Source organism: Clostridium sp. 1001283B150225_161107_B6, from assembly GCF_015556325.1.
Taxonomy (GTDB): domain Bacteria; phylum Bacillota; class Clostridia; order Lachnospirales; family Lachnospiraceae; genus Enterocloster.
Genome location: NZ_JADNMD010000003.1, coordinates 584,320 through 598,478, shown reverse-complemented (window position 1 = coordinate 598,478; position 14,159 = coordinate 584,320). Strand labels below are relative to the sequence as shown.

Genomic DNA, 14,159 nt, shown 5'->3' with positions numbered 1-14,159 from the left:
TTTAGTGCGCCTTCAGGGACTCGAACCCTGGACAAATAGATTAAGAGTCTACTGCTCTACCAACTGAGCTAAAGGCGCATGCGATTCATTTGTTTCTTTAAGTGACACGTCCACTATTATAATGCGTATTAAGAAAAAAGTCAATAATTTTTTCGAAAAAAGTTCAATATTGTTTACCGGCAGTTGATTGGGAGCAGAAAGGGGCGGTGGCAGCGGCCGGGGGCTGTCCGCCGCAAAGGCCGCCCGGCCCCCGTTACTTCTGCTGCTCCCATTACTCCATTACCTCAACCAGGAATTCGCAGTAAGGGTCGCCGTTGGCGCAGCATTTTGTCTCCGTCACCCGGCAGGGTTTTCCCAGGGCGGAAGAGAACATGCCCGCAGCCGTACCGGCCTCGTAGACGCATATTTTGGAATGTATGTTGGGAAGCCCGTAGCAGTCCGCACATTCATAGTGCCTGTAGACTGCGTGGGTTTCATCGGCTTCCACCACTTCCTCAAAGGCGTATCCGTCCCTCTGGGCAATGGGCTGGTTGCTCTCCATGATTTCCGGCAGGGTCTTTCCCTTGATTTGGTCTGAGGTGATGCTCTCGCCTATGATGCGGGAAATTTCATAGGCAGCCTCCTTCAGTTCGGGGTAGAACAGGAAGGTGAGGGTCTGGCGTTCCCTCATATAATTAAAGGGCATCCGGTCGCCCAGCCGGGGGCGGATTTTCACTCCCTTTTTCTGGGCCGCGTACGCATCCGCAAAGGAACGCATTACATAGGAATAATCATCCGCCATTTCTCTGGCGTGTTCTGTATCTATCTGAATTTTACCCACAGCTATTCTCCTTTTTGATAATAATGTTTGCCCGATGCAGCCGGCGCAGAGCTTTTCTTTCTGGCAAACAGCAGCACCACAAGGGTCAGGATATAGGGCAGCATCTGTACCAGCTGAGGCGGAATGTTGACGCCCTGGAGCCTGAACTGGAGGCTTTGGGCAAATCCGTACACCAGACCTCCCAGGGCCACCCACAGCGGTTTCCAGTTCCCAAGGATGACCATGGACAGGGCGATGTATCCCCTTCCGGAAACCATGTCCTTGCTGAACATGTTGATATCCCCGATGGACAGGTAGGCTCCGCCTATGGCGGCAAGCATGCCGCTGGCCATGACGCAGAGGTACTGCATTTTATAGACATTAACCCCCATGGTGCCCGCCATCTCGGGGTTCTCGCCGATGACCAGGATTCTAAGGCCGGCCGGCGTCCGGTACAGGAGGAACCAGAGAAGGATGACGCAGAGGACCAGGATGTAGAACAGGGGAGAGATGGTCCCGATGATATCCCCGATAACCGGAATCCTGGAAACCACAGGCACCTTCAGCACGCCCAGTCCCGCCACCATGCTGGACTTGCCCTTGGTGCCCCATATCATTTCCAGCAGCACAATGGTAATGCCTGAGGCAAAGATATTGATGCCCACGCCTGCCAGAACATGCTCGCATTTAAAGCCAACGGTCAGGGTCACCAGAACCAGGCCCATGAAGATACCGGAGAGGCAGGCGAAGAGCAGGCCCATCCAGGCGCTGCCTGTCACATAGGACCCTACCACCCCGAAGAAGCTTCCGATGAGCATAATGCCTTCCAGGCCCATATTGATGACGCCTGCCCGTTCTGACAGCATACCGGCCAGGGCTGCAAAGGATATCGGTATGGCCACCCGGACCATGCCGGCTAACAGGGAGAGAATCTGACCGCTCATGATGTCACCGCCTTCCTTCTTTTGTAAAGATTTTGAATTGCAATTACGATTCCCGGCGTGGAGATAAACAGTATGATAAGGGCCTGGAGAACGGAAATGAATTCCCCGGGAATATCCGTCATACGGTTCATGCTGGAAGCCCCTGCGTTAAGGGCTCCGAACAGCAGGGCCGAGGCCAGGGTTCCCAGCGGTTCATTGTGTCCCATGACCGCAATGGCAATGCCGCTGAAGCCATATCCCGTGGTCATGCCGGATATGTAATAGCCCTGTACTCCCATAACTTCACAGGCGCCGCCTATTCCTGCCAGGGCGCCGGAAAGGAACATGGCTGTCAGCAGGTTCTTCTTATTGTTAATGCCCGCTGATTCAGCCGCAAAGGGGCTGTCTCCGGTTGCCCGCATTTCATATCCCAGCTTTGTCTTGTAGAAAAGGACCCAGAACAGGAAAACGGCAAGAAGGGCAATGAAGATGCCGGTGTTCAGCCTTGTATGGGCCACCAGGGATACCAGCCTTGCGCTGTCCTGTATCTCTTCTGTCCTTACCACCATGCCCTCTGATTTAAAGGGATTGTTCACCAGATATTCCACCAGGTACAGCGCCACATAATTAAGCATGATGGTGATAATGACTTCGCTTATCTGCAGCTTATTCTTTATCACGGCAGCCAGCATGGCCCATATGCCGCCGAAAACAGCTGCAGCCAGGATACATACAGGTATATGCAGGACGGCGGGCAGCCCTCTGATATAGGCGCCTGCCAGGGCAGCGGGCAGGGCGCCTGCCAGAATCTGCCCCTCTATACCAATGTTAAAGATACCGGCCTTGGACGCCACTGCCATGGCCAGTCCTGCAAATATAAGGGGAATGGCTGTGCCTGCAGTCTGGGCCAGATTATAGGTGCTGCCAAAGGCGCCTCCCAGCATGGCGGAGTAAGCTTCCACAGGCGAATACCCTGCGGCTGCAATGATGATGCCTGCCAATACCAGGGAGATAAGGAAGGAAATCAGGGTAAATGCAATTGTACGGCTCTTCAGATATTTAATCATTGTCAGCTACCTCCCTTTTGGAATTGCCTCCCAGCATATAATAGCCCAGTTCTGTTTTGGTAAATGCTGCAGTCTCCTTTTCCGCCGCGATTCTGCCTTCGTACAGCACCGCAATCCGGTCGGCCAGCTTTATGACCTCATCCAGGTCGGCGGAGATCAGCAGGATGGCGGAGCCGGAGTCCCTCATCTGCATTAGGTGCTGATGGATGTATTCGATGGCGCCAATGTCCACGCCTCTGGTGGGCTGGGCAGCCACAATGATGTTGGACTGGTGCAGCAGGGTGCGGCCTATAATCAGTTTCTGCTGGTTGCCTCCTGAGAGGGAACTGGTAAGCTGGTCGATTCCGTCGGTCCTGACATCAAACTGTTCAACAGTGTCCCTGGCAACCTGTTTGATGCGGCTGATGTTCAGGAAACCGTGTTTCACGTATTCAGGCCGGTAATGGTATCCCAGGATGATGTTTTCCCAATTGGAAAATCCTCTTACAAAACCGCGTTTTCCGCGTTCCTCCGGAATATGGCCGATATAGTCCAGCATCTTTCGCGGCGAGATTGCAGAAACCGGCTGGGAGCCGCAGCAGACCCGGCCTGTAAAATGATTCTCAATTCCCGTGACCACCTCTATGAGCTCGGTCTGTCCGTTTCCCTCCACGCCGGCAATGCCCAGTATCTCACCGGCCCTGCATTCCAGGCTGATGTCAGTGAGGACGGCCCTGCCTTTCTTTTTGAGGCAGATGTTCTGAAGGCTCAGCTTGACGGGGCCGGAACCATCGTAGGGAACCCGCTGTACATCAAAGGATATGGGACGGCCCACCATGAGCTCGGCCAGCTTGTCCTCGGTGGCCTGGGCTGCGGGCAGGGAGGCAATGTTCTCTCCGCGGCGGAGTATGGTGATGTTGTCCGCGATGGCCAGTGTCTCCTTAAGCTTATGTGTAATGATGATAATGGTCTTCCCGTCCTCCTTCAGCTGCTTCAGCATGGCAAAGAGCTCCTGTACCTCCTGGGGGGTAAGGACGGCGGTGGGTTCATCCAAAAGGATGATGGAGGATTCATTATAAAGGGCCTTAAGAATCTCCACCCGCTGTTTTTCTCCCACAGACAGGTTCTCAATCCTGCTTTCAGGATTCAGGTTAAAGTGATACTGGCGTATCAGGGCATCCACCTTTTGGTGGGCCCTGCTGCGGTCCAGTAAAATGCCCCTGCGCGGTTCATGGCCCAGAATGATGTTCTCCGTGATGGTAAGGTTGCCCACCAGGACAAAGTGCTGGTGGACCATGGATATGCCATAATCTATGGCATCATGGGGCGAACGGATGGCTGCCGGACTGCCGTTTATGAGAATCCGCCCTTTGTCGGCTTTGTAAAGGCCGAACAGGATTTTCATCAAGGTGGTTTTGCCTGCGCCGTTCTCGCCTAAAAGGGAATGTATCTCACCCTGTTCTACCTTGAGGGATACCTCCTTATTGGCATAGGAGCCGTGAAAGGTTTTGGTAATACCCTGCATCTCTATTGCATACATTGGGACCTCCCTGTGTGAAAGGAAAGGTGTTGCTTGTGTTAAGCAGCACCTTTCTCAGCCGGTTATTTAACTTCGTCTATGGTTGAAGGAACTGTAATCTCCCCGGAGATGATTTTATCCTTTGCGGTCTGGGCAGCGTCAAGGCTGGCCGGGTCAATCTCCACCTTGGAGCCCTCATTGGTGATGCCCAGGGCGTCTTCCTTAAGTCCGGGAACCATGGTGCCGCCTTCCAGGGTACCGTCTATGGCGGATTTGATGCCGTCCTTGATGACTACGTCAATCTTGCGGATGGCTGACAGCATGATGTGGTCCGGGTCGATGAGGCACTGGTTTACATCTGCGCCAATGGCCTTAAAGGTTCCCTGCTGAGCTGCATTGAACACGCCCAGGCCGGAACCGCCGGCAGCGGCAAAGATGATATCTGCGCCTGCGTCCGCCTCGGCCAGTGCCAGCTCCTTGGCAGTGGTGGTGTCGGCAAAGGAGCCCACGTATTTGACAATCACTTCCACATCCGGATTGGCAGCCTTGGCTCCGGCCATGTAGCCGGCCACGAAGATGTTCTGGGAGGGGCTGTCCACGCCCACCACCATGCCTATTTTGTTGGTTTTGGTGTTAAGTCCCGCAACGGTTCCAACCAGGTATGTTTTTTCATTGTCTTTGAACAGTACGCTGGTTACGTTGTCGCATCCTGTTACCTCGCCGTCCACAAACAGGTATCTCTGCTCCGGGAACTCGGAGGCCACCTTCTGAAGGGCCTCCACAGCGTCAAAGCCGCCGCCGATAATCAGGTCATATTTGCCCGACGCAGAGAGGTCGGTAAAATTGGCCTCGAATTCGGATATTTCTTTGGGCTCCACCAGCTGATATTCGATTCCGTAGTCAGCCTTGGCAGCTTCCACGCCGGCCAGCATGCTGTCGTTGAATCCGCCGTCTCCCAGTCCGCCGATACCTATCATAAGCGCCACCTTAAAGGGCTCTGAGGTGCTGCTTTGGGCTGCCTGGCCGTCAGCCGGGGCTTTGGAGTCTGCTTTCCCGGAATCCGCACCATTGGAATCCGCTGCCTTGGAATCTTCTGCCTTGGAATCTGAGGCTGCCTGGGTTTCGGCTGCGGGCGATGAAGCTGATTTGCCCTGGCAGGCGGTCAGGGATACGGTCATGGCAGCTGTCAGCGCCAATGCTGTCAACAACTTAAAATGTTTCATGATATTCTCCTCCTCTGTTTGTATGCACTACATGTCCAGGCGTTTCTGCACGGCCTTGGGCATTTCTATGATGTTCTCATCGCAGTGGCAGTTCATGGTTTCAGGGTTGATGGCAGCCATGGCCTCCAGCATAACCTTTCCGACCACAGGGGCGCATTCGGAATAAATGTCAAAGATGGAGCGCTCCCAGTTGGGGTTGATTCCCTCGGCTGAATTGCTGATGACGTACAGGGCGGCATAGCAGGCGCCGATGGCTCTGGCCAATGCTGCCTCGGGCATCATGGTCTGTCCGCATACATCGCAGTGGTCTGCATACATTTTCTGGATTTCTGCGGCTGATTCAAACCTGGGGGCTTCCGCTACGCCGTAGATACCGGTGCGGAACACACGGCGGAATACGCCTGAGGCCTTTTCAAGCAGTATTTTGTGCAGGTCAGGACATATAATTTCCCTCATGCGCATGCTGTAGGGCGTGAATTTTCCAAGGTAGGACACGCGCTTTGTATAATCAATGAAATCCTGGGGGCATATGATGTCGCCTGGTTCCAGAAGGGGATTGATACCGCCGCCGCTGCCGTCTGCCAGTATGTATTTTACCCCGGCCTCCCTTAAAGCCCAGAAAATGCGCTCGCTGGGAGTGTCGTCGTAAGGGGAGAGCCCTTTCCATCCGTGGAACGGCACATAGAGCACCTGGCGGGTCTTATGGTCTGCGGTGATGGAGGCATCCATTTCATACAGCTTCATGCAGGCAGTGACTCCGAAGGGAGTCTCAAATTCCATATCCCGTTTTAACAGGGTGATGCCTTCCATATGTAAATCTTCGGGAAACTCGCATCCCCAGGTTCCTGAGCCACCAATGTGGCAGTACATGGTCTTTGGTATTTCTTTGCAAATCATAACATTCCCTCACTTATATTTTATTTACCTAGGTTACCGTAATTCTATTCATACATGAGCCATTATTCAAGTGAGGGGGAGCCGAAAAAAAGAGAAAAATGGGGGAACCTCTTGTATATGTCTTATTTTGAGACTATAATCTCATTATGAGACAAATGGGGGAAAGAAATGAAACAATCTGTATTAAGTGCTTGCGCAGCCATTGTTCAGAAAGAGATTGAGTTTTATGCGGGATTTACCTGCCTGGAGTATGATGTGAATGATGAGAATACCATGAGGGTGGCGGGTACAGGCATCTTCCGGTCCATCATCTATGCCAATGAGAACCAGCCCTACAGCGCCATTGAACAGGCCAAGGCGGACAGGAAGCTTATATTTGTGAGAAACAGGAACAGCCCTGTCTGCCGCAAATGCAGCACCAACCGTATCTGCACGGGGAGAGCAGAGGTGGTGGTGCCTTTATACATCAAACAGGCATTTCTGGGCACCCTGTCCGTGCTGTGCTATGATGAGAAGGTACACAGGGATATGCTGGAACATACTGAATATTATAAGAATCTGGCAATCCATGTGGGGCAGGTCATTACCAGGATAGCGGAATCGTATCTGCTTGAGGATGCCCTGCATGTGACGGAACACGCGCTTTCCGATATGGTGGATACCATGGAGGACGGTGCTGTCCTGATAGAAAACCGCCGGGTGTCCAAGGTCAACAAAAACGCACGGCTCCAGATGCAGAGAATGGGAATCGGGGAAGACCTGTTCCGGGAGACGGTCAAGGTCATAAAGGGAAAGAACAGCGACTGGCTGAACCTGAGGGCGGAGAACAGGTCCATACGCCTTCATGCAAAGCATCAGATTTTTGATTCGGATTTCCTTATGGGAAAGCGGCTGGAGTATGTTGTACTGGAACAGAATCTTGTGACGGAACAGAGCTATTTCCAGGATGCCAGCAGGAACCTGTCCCTGGATTATTTTGAGGGAACCAGTGAGATACTGACCAAGATGAAGCAGGACGTGATGAAAATTTCGGAAATCAGCCGTTACCTGGTCATACAGGGGGAACGGGGGCTGGGAAAGGAAATGTGGGTAAAGGCCATACATAACAGCGGGCGCTATGCCCAGCAGGAGCTGGTGATTTTTGACTGCAATGCATTTTCGGACCTGAATTTCGCCAACCAGGTTTTTGATGAGGAGACAGGCATATTCTGCGGCAGGGATATCACCGTGTGCCTGAAGGAGATACCAAGGCTGCCCTACTGGCTCCAGCTAAAGCTGGCAGATAACATCACCCTGCTGGAAAACCACAACATCCGCCTCATTGCAACCACCCTGGAGGACCTGGCAAAGCTGGCAGACCACAACGCATTTTCCAAACGTCTCTTCAACCTGTTCTATCCGGCCATCCTGTGTATCCCGCCCATCAGGGAGCGGGACATGGACATAGACTACTATATTCAGAAGTATCTGATTTATTATCAGGACTTTGAGAAGAAAAAGGTTGCCTGCAGCTCCAGGGCCCTTACCATGCTTAAGAATTATTCCTGGCCGGGTAATTTCAAGCAGATGGAACAGGTCGTAAGCTACCTCATATCCATCAACACCAGCGGCATCATTGGGGAAGAAGATGTGCTCAGGCTTCCTGATTTTAAACAGAACGACGGACCCTTTAACCTGAAGGAGCAGGAACGGCAGCTGATACAGAAGGCGCTGCAGCGCTTTAACGGTCCTTACGGCAAGCAGGCGGCAGCGGATGCCCTGGGTATCAGCAAGGCTACGTTATACCGGAAGATACAGGAATACCATCTGGATTGAGGGAAGGACAACAAAAAAGTCCGACCCCGCAGCTTCCGATATCTGCAAAATCAGACCTTTTAGTGCACCACCCGCACTTAAACTCGAACTTTCTATATCAGCAAAACTAATCGTTTTGCTGCCCTCTTTGTAGTTAAACATTAAAACTATCTTATCATCATAAAGATAAATCGAATTTACAAAGCTGTCAACAAGTCTTTGCCTGTGGTCGGGGTCTGTGATATCTAAAGTGCGGAAACGGTGAAGCCAGAATAAAACCTGTTCTCTTGTTAAAAGCGGCTTTTGCATTTCCTCTTGTAAAATTTCAATTTCAAGTTGACTTTTGCGTTCCTCTAACTCGTCAAGCCGCTGCTTGGTGGACTGTGTGAAAATCCCCTGTTGGATAGCGTTGATTATATTTTCAATTCCTCTTGTGGTATCGGCAAGCTGCTGCTTTAACAGCGGCAAGGTGATGTTCTCACGCTTTTGCAGTACCATAATGCTATCTGTTATATTATTCATCAAGTTATCATCAAATAGCAGCCTTACAATATGTTCAATCACTAAATTTTCTATCCAGTCTTTTTTGACTGTTTTTTTATGGCAGGCTTTTTTATATTTGGCAGTCACACATTTATAATAATGGTGAGTTACTCCCGTATGACTTGTGCCACTCTCGCCGCACATATAAGCACCGCAATTCCCGCAAAATAGCTTTGTTGTCAACAAATACATTTCTTCTTTTGCCTTGGCCCTTGCCGGGGCTTTCTTGTTTTTTTCCAACCTTTCCCCTACCCGGTCAAATAAATCCTGCGGCACAATAGCGGGCACACCGTTTGGTGTGACAATATCACGATATTTGTACTCACCGATATAGCGGCGGTTTTTCAAAAGACGTTTTACGCAATCAATTCTTAGCGGTTTTTTGCGATAGCTTTGTATCCCTTTGCTGTTGAGAAAATCCACAAGCTGCTTAATCGTTGCGCCCTTGTCATAACGTTGGAACGCTTCAACCACGATTGGAGCGGTTAAAGGGTCAATCTGTAAATATTGCTCACTGTCTACGATATAACCAATCGGCAAGCCCCCTCCATTAAATTTACACTTTAAGGCGTTTTCTGTCCGTCCTCTGATTACCTTTTCCGATAGTTCAGCACTGTAAAACTCTGCATATCCCTCTAACAGACTTTCAAGCAAAATACCTGTGCTGTCCTCGGCTATGGCTTCGGTGGCTGATACCACTTTCACGCCGTTTTTCCGTAAGGTAGCTTTATAATGTGCGCTATCGTAACGGTTCCGTGCAAAGCGGTCTAATTTCCACACAAGCACTATATCAAACAATCCCTTTGCACTGTCTTTAATCATATGTTGAAATTCGGGGCGGTTGTCGGTCTTGGCAGATAACGCCCTGTCTATGTAGGTTGATAAAATTGTGATACCGTTCTTTTCAGCGTATTCCTTGCACTCCCTTAATTGTCCTTCAATACTTTCCTCCCGCTGATTATCAGAGGAATAGCGGGCATAAATAACAGCTTTCATTCTCCGCACTTCCTTTCGTATTTTTATCGGTGGCTTATCTCGCCGCCACACTGGGGCTTTCCCTTGATAACCGCTAATTCCAAAATTCCCGTCAGTCAAGGTCTGATTGAAAATCAGTTCATTTTAACCTTGACTGACGGGGATTTTGGAATATACTCCACAAGGGGAAATCCCCCTCTTACTTGCTCTGTTCCTCTAACATTTTCGCAAGCATATCCCTCAATTTTTCACTGACAGGTGAAGCGGGGTCAAAACACATATCCACAAACTGCCGAAGTTCCTTATTATCCTGCGTGATGGCTTCAATTACTTTTGGTTTATGCTCGTATAATCTGCCCTCTGGCTGCTCTGTCCTTGCAAAAATGTAATCCATAGAAACATCAAAAAAGTCTGCATACCAAAGTAATATCTTTAGCGGCGGTGTGGTCTGTCCGTTTTCATATCGGTTCACACTGGCTTGTGTTGCCCCCATCAATGCAGCTATTTTGGCTTGGGATAGGCTGACGCTTTCTCGCAAGTTCTTTAATCTCTGTGCTACCTCTTGCATATTCAACGCTCCTTTCGTATATTTAATATAATACATATTACGCATTACTTTGTCAACTCGTTTTAAACATAAAAAATAAATCAGCCAAAACGATTCCTTTAGCTGATTTATTTTTATCTACTTAGTTTAGAATACTGATTTTATTCTACATACAATTAATGGTTATCCTAATTACTCACTTTATAAACCCCACAATTATTAACATAAACAAAGCCGTTATGATATCCGAAATCACGCCCTGGTCTGCTTTCTACTGCCTTATCTGTAATTCTTATTGGCGTATCTTCATCATATAATGAAGATTTATAAATGTAACCATCATCAGCATAATAAAGATAGTCGTTTCCTACAATCCAATAACTGTAATTGTTACCCATAAGTTCTTTCTCTTGGCGATAATCTGAACCATCTGGCATACTACTATAATGTTTACCGAAAAATTCCCAGTTGATAACCAAACCATGAGTATAACTTACAGTGTAGTGAACACGTCCATCATCAGAAAATCCCACAAGTTGTATGCTTTCACCACTTCCTACCGTTTTATAAAAGGTTTTTGTCGCGCCAGTATGAATATTATAGCAAAAATATTCGCCATTACCACCGAAGTATAGCCATTCACCACGAGCAACAAAGTAAGTTAAAAAATTCTTATTCTCGACTGTTTTAACATCACTTCCATCTAATTTCATCGATATTAAATCGTTTTGAAATGTGATATGATTAGCCCATATTAAGTAAAGCCTGTCATCAATTACCAACATCTGTCGGATATTATAGATATAATCATTTCTATTCGGGTCTCTTTTAAAAATACAATCGACAAATGTTCCATCCGTTTTTAAACGATAAATATTATCACATTCATCTTTGAAATACAAATAACCATCCATTAAATTAAAGGAACTAGATAATGAAACGGGTTGATTTCCTATTTTAACATCAGATGTATAAATAAATGTTTGAGTTTGTCCATCTATTGACTGTTTTACAATTTTGTCTGGTAGAAACTGTCCAGTTGCCTCACTGTATCCCCCATGACTTATATAATAAAAATACTCCCCATCTGTCACAAATGCACTTCTGCCTGCCACATCATAATTATTAGGGTCTCTCCCGTATTTTGGAGTATATTGGCTGTTTTCTGCCGCCAAAACTGGAATAGACAATCCAAAGCACATCATTAGAACTAGCGCAAAACAAAGCATTTTTCTTTTCATTTTATTTTCTCCTGTTTTTACTGAACCCATGCCCCATTAACATCTACCTGATAGCCGTCAGGTGTTGTTGTGTCAGCAAGCATATAACCAACTTCATTAAAATAATAATATTTACCATCAATTTGTTGCCATGTTGATTTTGGATAAGAACCATCGGCGTTCTGATACCACCAACCTGTGCTGTCCTGTTTCCAACCGGATTCTGTTTCTGCTTTTGTCTCTGCTGATATTACAGGATATGAACCATCATCAAGCAAATAAACAAACCTTTGCCACGAGCCGTCTGCATCTTCAAACATTGCCATGAATACATTATCGTTTATGTCATAACCGCTAAAAGCTGGATACTGATTATCAAATTTTAAATTTTCGCCAAAAACTTCCTCTACAAAATTCGCATTTGTAAAGCTGTCAACTCCAGTAATATATTGTTTAGGGCAAACACGAACATAAAAATAAATCGTGTCAGGATTAGCAGTTGACCCTTCACTGGATACCCATATCTTAGCGTCAGCGGGCAGTAAAGAGATATGTGCTCCATTAAAATCGGTTTTAGGAAGTTCAGTGTTTTCTCCGGCGGTAGTCATTATTTTAATATTGCTCCCATCATCTCCATATACATTTCCTGCCCATGCCGTACCTGCTCCTCCTAGTGCCATTGCCATAGATAACATAACGGTTAAAAATCTCTTGCTAGTATTTCTTTTTTTCATTCTTTTGTCCCCTTTCATTTTCCTTAATTCTATACTATTGCAAATTCATCTTATCATCATTCAAACATAAATTCAAGCATATTTTGTGAGTTAATGCCTAACATACTTTTATGTCGTTTCACAGTACAATTTTGTTAGGTGGTGGCTCATATGTCGAAAAAAATAGAACAGTTACAATTTGATGAAAATATATATAATACAATACGGCGCAATATCAAGAAATATCGAAAGGAAAAGGGGCTGACATCTGCCCAGCTTGCTGAAATGGTTGACTTATCCCATGATTTTATACGGCAGATTGAAAGCGAAAAGGTGGGATATAATTTTTCGGTTGAAACCTTTTATAAAATCTCGGTTGTGTTGGGGGTTAGCTTGGATAAACTGATTGAAAAATAAATGATGGTTATATTATCAAAATAAGCGAGGGTAATGCTATGAACAAAACGAAAGAAGAATTACAAAAAAGAATAAAACTTTCAGAAGAAATAAAAAATCTAGCTTTCAGTCAAGAAGAAGCAAAAAAGGCATTGGATAGAATATATGCACAAGCCCCTGATGTACAAAAACCTTTTGGGGACACAGTAGAGGATATTATGAGAAGTCTTGGGTTAACCAAAAAATGGGGTGGAAAGGAAATTTTAGACACAAAAGCAGCTTCTGAACTGACTGGACTTAACTCGGAGATTTTCAGAGTAAACATGTATAAACCGAATTGCACAATAGATATGGCATTGATAATATCTATATGTATTGGTTTTAAACTAAGCCCCATACTCACACAAAGATTATTGCTCTCGGCGGGAATGGATTTTCGCCTAAGTAATCCCGAACATTTAGCCTATATTTTTTTATTAGAGCATTGTAACGAACTTGATATTGAGGAGTGCAATAATATATTAGAATATTTAGGCGTTCCGAGAACACGACAATTAGGTTCGCATGGTAGAGCAAATGGTGAAACCTTAGAATACAAACGTCAAGAAAAGAACAAGTCTACACCCCAATAAACACAGAAAATCCGCACCCATAAAGCAAAGGTGAGCGGATTTTTTTATTTATAAAATTTTTATAAACTGTGTTTCATTGAACCCAAAATCCTCTATAAATATCCGAATTTTTTGAGTTAATTCTATAGTAGCAATCTAAAACCCGCTTAAATCATAGAAATATTTTGTGTTTCGCTGAAAAGAGACTTATATATTGCCGATTGGTATAATTGCAACTGTAGATAGCGCTTGATACAAAAATTAAACCTTATGGCCACCTTAGCTAAGTGGTTGCACAAGGTCAAGGAGGAAATTTCAAATGAGCAAAACAGCAATACACATCATTGCAGACCCGCAAGGGGGCAAAGACCGTTATCTTATCATCTACATGGACGAGCAAGCCTATGCCGATTTTCTTACAGGCAAGGATAATAATCCCCTTGTAACGGCGTTTAATGTTCAGCCTGTGGATAAGAACAAAATCGCCAGTATTCTTATCGAATTGCATGACGGTGAGCCAAAGAGTGTAACCGCTACCGAGGAGTAGCAAAAATAAGCTGTCCTATCGGCTATACGGGGAAAATAAAACAAACTTGATGATATTTGAAGTTAAATAATACCACAAAGAAAGGAATAGAAAAATATGCACAAACGTTATTTAGTAACAGGGACTTGGACAGACAAGCAGACAGGCACGCCAGTATCGGGCATTGCCGAAATCAGCAGCGGAATAAATAAGGCTGGACAGCCTTACGAAATTCTGAATACAGACAGCCGAGAAGCACCTATTGAGGGCACATTCGCTGTTGGCACTATTTTGATAGCGACTGTCAAATTGGCACAGGAAAGCCCTGCCAAAGCACCACTCAATCTTAAAAATAGTAGCCAGCCGTAATTACGCGTTTGTCGAAATGGATTAGTCTACTAGGCACAGAAGCCGCCGCAGGGCGGGT

At 46.7% G+C, this 14,159-nt stretch carries 15 protein-coding genes and 1 tRNA gene; 5 read left to right on the top strand and 11 right to left on the bottom strand.

The features are described from left to right. Positions 1–5: 5 nt before the first annotated feature. From I2H39_RS11290 to I2H39_RS11260, 7 genes are all read right to left on the bottom strand, one after another. Positions 6–78: transfer RNA gene (locus tag I2H39_RS11290), tRNA-Lys, on the bottom strand. A 193-nt stretch (positions 79–271) separates the two neighbouring features. Beyond that, positions 272–820, bottom strand: a complete 549-nt coding sequence (locus I2H39_RS11285; protein ID WP_195626477.1) for a V4R domain-containing protein — start codon at positions 818–820, stop codon at positions 272–274. 2 nt (positions 821–822) lie between these two features. Beyond that, the gene (locus I2H39_RS11280) at positions 823–1,743 is read right to left on the bottom strand and encodes an ABC transporter permease (RefSeq protein ID WP_138311350.1); all 921 of its coding nucleotides are present in this window, start codon (positions 1,741–1,743) and stop codon (positions 823–825) included. Further along, positions 1,740–2,789 carry an ABC transporter permease gene (locus I2H39_RS11275; RefSeq protein ID WP_138311349.1) on the bottom strand — a complete coding sequence of 350 codons (1,050 nt, stop codon included), beginning with the start codon at positions 2,787–2,789 and terminating at the stop codon, positions 1,740–1,742. Before I2H39_RS11275 ends, I2H39_RS11280 begins: the two co-directional genes overlap by 4 nt. Next, a complete protein-coding gene (locus I2H39_RS11270; RefSeq protein ID WP_138311348.1) occupies positions 2,782–4,308 on the bottom strand; it encodes an ABC transporter ATP-binding protein in 1,527 nt (508 codons plus the stop codon). The genes I2H39_RS11275 and I2H39_RS11270 overlap by 8 nt, the downstream gene beginning before the upstream one ends. 62 nt (positions 4,309–4,370) lie before the next feature. Next, complete coding sequence (locus I2H39_RS11265; protein ID WP_138311347.1) at positions 4,371–5,510, bottom strand: BMP family ABC transporter substrate-binding protein; 1,140 nt, start codon at positions 5,508–5,510, stop codon at positions 4,371–4,373. A gap of 27 nt (positions 5,511–5,537) precedes the next feature. Continuing rightward, positions 5,538–6,407: an MTAP family purine nucleoside phosphorylase gene (locus tag I2H39_RS11260; protein ID WP_138311346.1), complete on the bottom strand. Its 870-nt coding sequence runs from the start codon at positions 6,405–6,407 to the stop codon at positions 5,538–5,540. A gap of 168 nt (positions 6,408–6,575) precedes the next feature. Here I2H39_RS11260 and I2H39_RS11255 point away from each other — a divergent pair, with 168 nt between their 5' ends. After that, positions 6,576–8,222 (top strand): sigma 54-interacting transcriptional regulator, encoded by a 1,647-nt coding sequence (locus I2H39_RS11255; RefSeq protein WP_138311345.1) that lies wholly within the window; start codon positions 6,576–6,578, stop codon positions 8,220–8,222. Here the strand turns inward: I2H39_RS11255 and I2H39_RS11250 are convergent. The 4 genes from I2H39_RS11250 to I2H39_RS11235 all read right to left on the bottom strand — a co-directional run bounded on the left by I2H39_RS11250 (position 8,187) and on the right by I2H39_RS11235 (position 12,220). Beyond that, positions 8,187–9,740: a recombinase family protein gene (locus I2H39_RS11250; protein ID WP_195626476.1), complete on the bottom strand. Its 1,554-nt coding sequence runs from the start codon at positions 9,738–9,740 to the stop codon at positions 8,187–8,189. The two genes, I2H39_RS11255 and I2H39_RS11250, sit on opposite strands and share 36 nt — an antisense overlap. 178 nt (positions 9,741–9,918) lie before the next feature. After that, positions 9,919–10,287 (bottom strand): helix-turn-helix transcriptional regulator, encoded by a 369-nt coding sequence (locus I2H39_RS11245; protein WP_071699594.1) that lies wholly within the window; start codon positions 10,285–10,287, stop codon positions 9,919–9,921. A gap of 167 nt (positions 10,288–10,454) precedes the next feature. Next, entirely contained in the window at positions 10,455–11,507 is a 1,053-nt protein-coding gene (locus tag I2H39_RS11240; RefSeq protein WP_195626475.1) for a hypothetical protein, read from the bottom strand. A gap of 17 nt (positions 11,508–11,524) precedes the next feature. After that, positions 11,525–12,220 carry a hypothetical protein gene (locus I2H39_RS11235; protein WP_195626474.1) on the bottom strand — a complete coding sequence of 232 codons (696 nt, stop codon included), beginning with the start codon at positions 12,218–12,220 and terminating at the stop codon, positions 11,525–11,527. 150 nt (positions 12,221–12,370) lie between these two features. On the opposite strand from I2H39_RS11235, the gene I2H39_RS11230 reads away from it, so the two are divergent. From I2H39_RS11230 to I2H39_RS11215, 4 genes are all read left to right on the top strand, one after another. Beyond that, positions 12,371–12,616 (top strand): helix-turn-helix transcriptional regulator, encoded by a 246-nt coding sequence (locus I2H39_RS11230; protein ID WP_195626473.1) that lies wholly within the window; start codon positions 12,371–12,373, stop codon positions 12,614–12,616. A gap of 38 nt (positions 12,617–12,654) precedes the next feature. Further along, positions 12,655–13,227, top strand: a complete 573-nt coding sequence (locus I2H39_RS11225; protein ID WP_195626472.1) for a hypothetical protein — start codon at positions 12,655–12,657, stop codon at positions 13,225–13,227. A 298-nt stretch (positions 13,228–13,525) separates the two neighbouring features. Then, on the top strand, positions 13,526–13,753 hold the full coding sequence (locus I2H39_RS11220; RefSeq protein ID WP_195626471.1) for a hypothetical protein: 228 nt from the start codon (positions 13,526–13,528) through the stop codon (positions 13,751–13,753). A 96-nt stretch (positions 13,754–13,849) separates the two neighbouring features. Continuing rightward, positions 13,850–14,101 (top strand): hypothetical protein, encoded by a 252-nt coding sequence (locus tag I2H39_RS11215; protein WP_195626470.1) that lies wholly within the window; start codon positions 13,850–13,852, stop codon positions 14,099–14,101. The last annotated feature ends 58 nt before the right edge of the window (positions 14,102–14,159 follow it).